Source organism: Neoroseomonas rubea (assembly GCF_016106015.1).
Classification (GTDB): Bacteria; Pseudomonadota; Alphaproteobacteria; order Acetobacterales; family Acetobacteraceae; genus Neoroseomonas; species Neoroseomonas rubea.
In genome coordinates, this window is sequence record NZ_JACADQ010000278.1 from 1 (window position 1) to 5,642 (window position 5,642).

Here is a 5,642-nt window from a genome sequence, read left to right on the forward strand (position 1 = left end):
TGCCGGCTGCGGCACGGGCGGGTTGCTGCGGCGGCTTGCCGGGCTCGACCGGCCGCTCGTGGGCCTCGATTTCAACCCCGCAGCCGCCGCCCGCGCCGCGGCCAAGTCGGGCGCGGTGGCCGCGGCGGGGGATGCGAACCGCCTGCCCTTCGCAGATGGCGCCTTCGCCGCGCTCACCTCCTGCGACGTGCTCTGCCACCGCGCGGTCGATCCCGCGGCGGCGCTGGCCGAGTTCCGCCGCGTGCTCGCCCCGGGCGGGACGCTGGTGCTGAACCTGCCGGCCTATGACTGGCTGCATTCGGCGCATGACATCCGCGTGCACAACACCCGGCGTTTCACCGCCGGGGGCGCGCGGGCGATGCTCGAGGCCGCGGGCTTTGCCGGCGTCGAGGCACGCTACTGGAACGCCCTGTTGCTCCCCCTCATGGTCCTGCAGCGCAAGATGCTGCGCGCGGACGAGAAGGCGGAAAGCGACGTCCAAGACTTCCCCCCCTGGCTGGACGCCACGCTGCATGGCGTGACGGTGGCCGAGCGCGGCCTCGCCCGCCTCGGCCTGCGCTATCCTGCCGGGGGATCGATCCTCCTGCTCGCCACAAGGTCCTGAATGTCGGAGACGGCTTCCATGTCCACCCAAGCGGCCGGGGCCTCGCACCCGGTCGGACTGTCCATCGTTGTGCCGGTCTATCGCGGCGCGGCCACAGTCGGCACGCTCGTCGCAGAACTGTCCAAGCTCACGCCGGAAGGCGGGATCGAGATCGTGCTGGTGAACGACGGCAGCCCGGACAATTCCGGCGATGTGTGCCGCGAATTGGCCCGCACCGCCACCGTGCCGCTGACGTATATCGAGCACGCACGGAACTTCGGGGAGCACAACGCGGTCATGACCGGGCTCCGCCACGCGCGCGGCGCCTATGTCATCACCATGGACGACGACCTCCAGAACCCGCCGGAGGAGGTCATCAAGCTGTATGACCATGCCCGCCGCGGCGGGTTCGACGTGGTCTACACCCGGTATGCCGTGAAGGAACACGAGGGCTGGCGCAACATCGGCAGCCGCTTCGCCAACTGGGTGGCGGACCAGCTGATGGACAAGCCGAAGGGGCTCTACCTGTCCTCCTTCCGCTGCATGTCGGCCCTCGCGGTGGCCGAGGTGGTGAAGTATCGCGGCCCCTACCCCTATGTGGACGGGCTGCTGATGCAGGTGACGCAGCGGCTCGACAGCATCGAGGTGAAGCACTTCGCCCGCGCCGAGGGCCGGTCGAACTACACGCTGCGGCGCCTGATCCGGCTCTGGCTCAACCTCGCGACCAATTTCTCGGTGCTGCCGTTGCGCCTGGCGGTGCTCGCCGGCGTCGCGATGGGCATGCTCGGCCTCGTCGCCGCGGCCTGGGTGATCTTCGAGGCGCTGGTGGGCGAGACCCCGTCCGGCTGGGCCTCGCTCATGACCGTCACCCTGCTGATCGCGGGGGTGCAGTTCCTGATCCTCGGCGTGCTTGGGGAGTATGTCGGGCGCGCCTTCATGTCGGCGAACGGCAAGCCGCAGGGGGTGGTGCGACAGGTCATCGCGGCGAAGGACCCGCCGGCATGACGCCGTACTGGCTGGCCCTGGCCGCCGCGATCACCACCTCCCTGGTCGGGCAGCTGCTGCTGAAGTCGGGCGCGAACGACGCGGTCGAAGCCGCCGGCGGCTTCATCCACCAGTTGTTCCGCCCCGCGACGATGATCGGCCTCGTCTGCTACGGCGGGGCAGCGCTGCTCTATATCGTGGCGCTGAGAAAAATCCCGATGAGCGTGGCGCTGCCCTGCACCGCCGCCTCCTATGTGGTGATCGCCATCGTCGGCTGGGCGGTGTTCGGGGAAAGCCTCGGGGCGACCAAGATCGCGGCGATCGCGCTGATCTCGGCCGGCGTCGCGCTGCTGGCCACCACGGCGTGAGGAGCGCGGCGGTCGCGCTGGCGCTGCTGGCCGGCGCCTGCGCCGCGCCGCCGCCCGCCTGCCCACAGGGCACCGAGGCCGCGACCGTCTCGGAAGCCTATTTCGGCCGCAACGTTCGCGACCGCGCGCCGGTGAGCGAGGCCGAATGGCGCGCCTTCCTCGCCGATACCGTCACACCCGCCTTCCCCGACGGGCTGACCGCGCTGGATGGTCTCGGCCAGTGGCGCGGCCGTGACGGGCGCATCCTGCAGGAGGAGAGCAAGGTGCTCGTCCTCGTCCTGCCCGGCCAGGACGTCGCCACGGCGCGCGCCCGCCTCCGCCCGGTCGAGGAGGAATGGAAGCGCCGCTTCCGCCAGCAATCGGTGCTGACCGTCCATCGCAGCGCCTGCGTGGCCTTCTGACCGGACCTCAGTCCGCGTCTCCGATGCGGAAATAGTCGCCCGCGACGCTGCCGGCGGCGCCGCAGAAATCGACCGGCCCCGGCCCGATCATGCGGATGCGGAGCACGCTGCCGACGCGTCGCAGGTCCAGCGCGCCGTCCGAGGTCTCCAGCCAGTCGTCGCGGTGGCTCTCGCCCTCGCCCTCGTATTCGCAGGTCCAGGCAAGGTGGTTCACCTCCTCCGTGTTCGCCTCGATGCGATGGCGCCCGCGGCCGGCCACCGAGACCGCGACCTGCCCCTGCACGCCGAACCAGACGCCGCCGATGCGCCAGGAAGGGTCGTGCTGCACGCGCATCAGCCGCGTGAGCCAGTACTCCATCGATCCGCGCAGCGCGGCGCGCGGGGCGGCCTCGTCAAGGCTGCCATCCGGGCGGAAGAACAGGTCGCGCGACAGGCTGCGCCGCCAGGCGGCGTCCTGGCGCCGGAGTTCGGCGGCGCTCCCGGCATCCAGCAGCCGCCCCAGTTCCTCGAGCCGCATGGCCCGCGCCTGGTCGATGATCGCGAGCCAGGGATCGGCGGCGATCGCCGCATCGACCGCGCGCATCGCGCCGGCGCAATCGACATGCGCCCTGCGCGGGCATGGCTCATCGGCCCACGCCGGCAGGGCGAGGAGCAGCAGGGCGAAGAGGGCCGCGATGCGCGTGCTCATCGCCGCCGATCCTGCCAGCGTACCGGCGGGACGGCGCCGAAGCGGTTCAGCCGAAGGCGCCGACCTCATGCGACACCACCGCCGAGCATTCGCGCACCAGGGCGAAGATCCGCGCCATGGGGCCGAGGATGGCGGCGTGCTCCGCTTCGTAGGAGACACCCTCCCGCGGGCCGGCCGCTTCCCCGAAGTCGAGACCCGTCGCCGGATCCGGTGCGGCGGGAAAGATCTCGCCCAGCAGGTCGAGCGCGGGCGGGACATCGAGCTGCAGCAGCCGCGCGATCAGGCTGTCCCGCGTCGCGCCATGGCGTGGGCTGAATTCCGGCAACGCCACCGCGAGCAGCCAGAGCCGCTGCACCAGGCACAGCCGCACCGCATGCGCCAGCACCATCCGGTCCGGCATGCGCGGCAGGTCCGGCCAGGCGGCGCGCAGCTTCTGGTGGTCCGCCTGGAGCCGACGGAACATCCGCCGCGTCAGGGGCGAGAGGTCGAGCCGTTCCAGCGCCTCGGCCACCGCCGTCAGCGCCTCCCGCCGCCCGGGGCGCTTCGTGAAGCCGGCGCGATCCAGCCAGGGGGACGGGTCGAGCATGTCCACCGCCGCGCGCAGCACGCCGAGATCGGAGCATTCCGCGGCCCGCGCAGCCATCGCCATGGCGCGCGCGAAGCGTGGCGAGCGCGCCAGCATGTCGGCGAAGGTGTCCGGGCTGGCGGCCGCCGCGGCGCCGAGCCCGTGCAGCGAATTCGCGAGGAAGCCGAGCTGGTGCAGGATCGCGTTGTTCGGGATCGCCCGCAATTGCGAGGGATGCGTGATGCGGATCGCCCCGCCCAGCCCATCCGTCTGCCGCGCGGAAGGCCGTGACCCGGTCTTGTCGAGCAGCCCGGGGCCGAAGGCGCCGAGGATGGCGGCATAGCCCGGGTCCTCGACCAGGGCAGCGACTTCGCGCCGGACGGTGGCGAAGAAATCCGCGCCCCAATCGGCCTCGGCATAGATCGGGTCAGGTTCGGCGGGCGGGGGCGCGAAGGCGTGCTCGGCGATGCGCGCGACCGTCGCGCGCGCCAGCGCATCGGTGCCGAACAGCAGGTAGCCGTCGCCGCCCTGGAAGGCCGCCTCCTCCCGCAGCCGCAGCCCCGAGGCGACCAGCGCGGCGCGCGCCTGCGGCGGGGAGAGATAGGCGAAGCGGTCGGCGAGGCTGCCGGGATGGCCGCCGCGGCCGATGCTCTCCCCATGCGTGTCGAAGAGCACGAGCTCGATCCCTTCGAGCCCGTGCCGGCGCATCTGCTCGGCCAGCCGGATCTTGAGCCTTTCGGCGAGGTAGGAGGCCGCGAGCTGCCCCACATAGCGCCCTGAATCCGAATAGCCGAATTGCAGGCACAACCGGCCATGGGCGCGCAGGTAGTCGCGGAAATGCGGGCTGCGCAGCGCTTCCTCGAGCACCCGCTCGCCGCGTTCCAGCGCCTCGGCCGTCTCGAAGAGGGGGGAGATCTCGATCCTGTCCGCGATGCCGAGACGCTTGGCCAGCCACAGCGCGGCGAGCAGCGTGTAGCCCGTCTCGGTCTCGGCGATCAGGAAGCGGACGGGCTGGCTCGCATCGATGTGCTTGAGCATCTGCGCGACGGTCATCATCAGCCGCGCGGCGGAGGCCTTTTCCGCCAGCAACGCGCCGTAGTCGACGGGCACGGGCGCGACTTCGGCCAGCGCCGCGTTCACCTGGGCGAGCAGCCCGCGCCGTCCGGCGGGGTCGTCGGGGGCTGAAGCGATGCCGATGCGCTGGCGCAGCGCGTTGTGGATCTGCGTCGCGTTCAGCCGGACATGGGTGTGCGCCAGCGCCAGCCCATGCGCGGCAAGCCCCGCCCGCTGCACCGCCAGCACCTGGCGCGCGGCGCCATCCGGTGCCGCGGCGATCGCGGCGGGGAACAGGTCGAGCAGCGGGTCGGGCGTGGTCAGCGCGGCGTCCTGGCCGCCGACCATCGCCTGGGCGAAGGCCTGCACCGAATCCGCCGTCGCTTTCGCCGGCGTGGCCGCGACCTGGGCGGCGACGACCGCTTCAGCAGCGCGGGCACGGTCGACGATCGGCGCGGCGCAGTCGCCGAGCGGCGCGAGTCGGTCGATCAGCCGCGCCAGTTGCAGCCGCTTCATCCGCAGCCGCAGCCGCAGCGTGTCCTGCCAGCCGATATCCGTCCGCCCATCCGTGTCGTAGCCGACCCAGGAGGACATGATGACCGGCGTGGGCAGCAGCGCCAGCGCCCGGTCCCCCCAGACCGCCTGCCCGGCCTCGATCAGCGCGGCGGCGAGCGCGTCGAGCGCATCCCGCCCGCGCGCGATGGCCGCGGCGGCCTGGTCGAATTCCGCCTCCAGCGTCGGCGGCGCGGGGCGATGCGCGAGCCCTTCGGGCAAGGCTGCGCCGCAGGCCGCGGCGGCGAGCGCCGCCCCCGTCTCCGGCGGCAGGGAGAAGGTCGGGTGGGCGGTGAAGACGGCGGCGAAGCGCGGGCGTTCGACAGCCTCCCGATAGGCGGCGAAGGGCACCGGGCTGTCGTCGGGATCGGGGCGCACGAGGCGCGCCGCGACCGCGGCCAGCGCCGCCGCGTCGTCGCCCAGGCCGGCATAGGCGGCAAGGCGGCGC

The 5,642-nt window shown here is 72.5% G+C and carries 6 protein-coding genes; 4 read left to right on the forward strand and 2 right to left on the reverse strand.

Annotated features, from left to right (window positions below):
* The 4 genes from HW577_RS19445 to HW577_RS19460 all read left to right on the forward strand — a co-directional run.
* On the forward strand, positions 1–604 hold a 604-nt coding region (locus tag HW577_RS19445), incomplete at its 5' end, for a class I SAM-dependent methyltransferase (protein WP_198377786.1).
* 18 nt (positions 605–622) lie between these two features.
* The gene (locus HW577_RS19450; RefSeq protein ID WP_232475073.1) at positions 623–1,588 is read left to right on the forward strand and encodes a glycosyltransferase family 2 protein; all 966 of its coding nucleotides are present in this window, start codon (positions 623–625) and stop codon (positions 1,586–1,588) included.
* Positions 1,585–1,935, forward strand: coding sequence for a DMT family transporter (locus HW577_RS19455; RefSeq protein ID WP_198377788.1), 351 nt, complete (start codon positions 1,585–1,587; stop codon positions 1,933–1,935). Before HW577_RS19450 ends, HW577_RS19455 begins: the two co-directional genes overlap by 4 nt.
* Positions 1,932–2,336 carry a DUF3574 domain-containing protein gene (locus HW577_RS19460; RefSeq protein ID WP_198377789.1) on the forward strand — a complete coding sequence of 135 codons (405 nt, stop codon included), beginning with the start codon at positions 1,932–1,934 and terminating at the stop codon, positions 2,334–2,336. The genes HW577_RS19455 and HW577_RS19460 overlap by 4 nt, the downstream gene beginning before the upstream one ends.
* 7 nt (positions 2,337–2,343) lie before the next feature.
* Here the strand turns inward: HW577_RS19460 and HW577_RS19465 are convergent, their stop codons facing one another.
* Positions 2,344–3,024 carry a hypothetical protein gene (locus HW577_RS19465; RefSeq protein ID WP_198377790.1) on the reverse strand — a complete coding sequence of 227 codons (681 nt, stop codon included), beginning with the start codon at positions 3,022–3,024 and terminating at the stop codon, positions 2,344–2,346.
* Positions 3,025–3,070: 46 nt separating this feature from the next.
* Positions 3,071–5,642, reverse strand: a 2,572-nt coding sequence (locus HW577_RS19470) for a phosphoenolpyruvate carboxylase (protein ID WP_198377791.1), incomplete at its 5' end; no start/stop codon positions are given.

Excerpts from the sequence above, each read along its gene's own strand:
- HW577_RS19465 (WP_198377790.1), bottom strand. The coding sequence starts at position 3,024 with ATGAGCACGCGCATCGCGGCCCTCTTCGCCCTGCTGCTCCTCGCCCTG.
- HW577_RS19450 (WP_232475073.1), top strand. The coding sequence starts at position 623 with ATGTCCACCCAAGCGGCCGGGGCCTCGCACCCGGTCGGACTGTCCATC.
- HW577_RS19455 (WP_198377788.1), top strand. The coding sequence starts at position 1,585 with ATGACGCCGTACTGGCTGGCCCTGGCCGCCGCGATCACCACCTCCCTG.